At 73.0% G+C, this 1,427-nt stretch carries 1 protein-coding gene; it reads left to right on the forward strand.

Annotated elements, in window-relative coordinates; translation table 11 throughout:
- On the forward strand, window positions 1-1,427 hold a 1,427-nt coding region (locus AB0J68_RS32180), incomplete at both ends, for a DEAD/DEAH box helicase (protein ID WP_363942656.1).

A 1,427-nucleotide genomic window follows, 5' to 3' on the forward strand; every position in this document is an offset into this window, starting at 1 on the left:
CCCCGCTCGACCCGCCGCCGGGTTTCCAGGGGACGCTGCGGCCGTACCAGCGGCGGGGACTGGCCTGGCTGGCGTTCCTGCGGTCACTCGGCCTGGGCGGGGTGCTCGCCGACGACATGGGGCTGGGCAAGACCGTGCAGTTGCTGGCGCTTCTCGCCGGGGACCCGCCGGAGGCCGGACCGACCCTGCTGGTCTGTCCGATGTCGCTGGTCGGTAACTGGCAGCGGGAGGCGGCCCGGTTCACGCCGACGCTGCGGGTGCACGTACACCATGGGGCGGAGCGGGCGCGGGGGGCGGAGTTCACGACTGCCGCGCACGGCGCGGACCTGGTCCTCACCACCTACTCGGTGGCCGCGCGCGACGCCGTCGACCTGGCCGGCATCGACTGGCACCGGGTGGTGGTGGACGAGGCGCAGGCGATCAAGAACGCGTCGACCCGGCAGGCCGAGGCGGTCCGCGCGCTGCCGGCCCGGCAGCGGGTGGCGGTGACCGGTACGCCGGTGGAGAACCGGCTCGCCGATCTCTGGTCGATCATGCAGTTCGCCAATCCGGGGCTGCTCGGCCCGGCCGCGACGTTCCGCAAGCGGTTCGCCGAGCCGATCGAGCGCCACGGCGACGTCGAGGCCGCCGAGCGGCTGCGCCGGATCACCGGCCCGTTCGTGCTGCGCCGGCTCAAGACCGACTCGTCGATCATCTCCGACCTGCCGGAGAAGCTGGAGATGGAGGTGCTCTGCAACCTCACGGCCGAGCAGGCCGCCCTGTACCGGGTGGTGGTCGACGACATGCTGGCCCGGATCGAGACCAGCGACGGCATCGAGCGACGCGGGCTGGTGCTGGCCACCATGACCCGGCTCAAGCAGGTCTGCAACCACCCCGCTCAGCTGCTGCGCGACGGCTCGGCGCTGGAGGGCCGCTCCGGCAAGCTGGCCCGGCTGACCGAGATCCTGGAGGAGGTGCTGGCGGCGGGGGAGCGGGCGCTGCTGTTCACCCAGTACGCGGAGTTCGGCGCGATGTTGCGCGGTCACCTGTCGGCGCGGTTCGGCCGCGAGGTGCTGTTCCTGCACGGTGGGCTCGGCAAGGCCGAGCGGGACGCCCTGGTGCAGCGCTTCCAGTCGGCCGACGGCCCGCCGCTGTTCGTCCTGTCCCTCAAGGCCGGTGGCACCGGGCTCACCCTGACCGCCGCCAACCACGTGGTGCACGTGGACCGGTGGTGGAACCCGGCGGTCGAGGACCAGGCCACCGACCGGGCGTTCCGGATCGGGCAGCGCCGGCGGGTGCAGGTCCGCAAGTTCGTCTGCGCCGGCACCGTGGAGGAGAAGGTCGCCGCGATGATCGCCGACAAGCGCGCCCTCGCCGAGCGGGTGGTGGGCACCGGCGAACAGTGGATCACCGAGCTGTCCACGGGTCAGCTGCGGGAGCTGTTCGCC

The organism is Micromonospora sp. NPDC049580, from assembly GCF_040675595.1.
Classification (GTDB): domain Bacteria; phylum Actinomycetota; class Actinomycetes; order Mycobacteriales; family Micromonosporaceae; genus Micromonospora.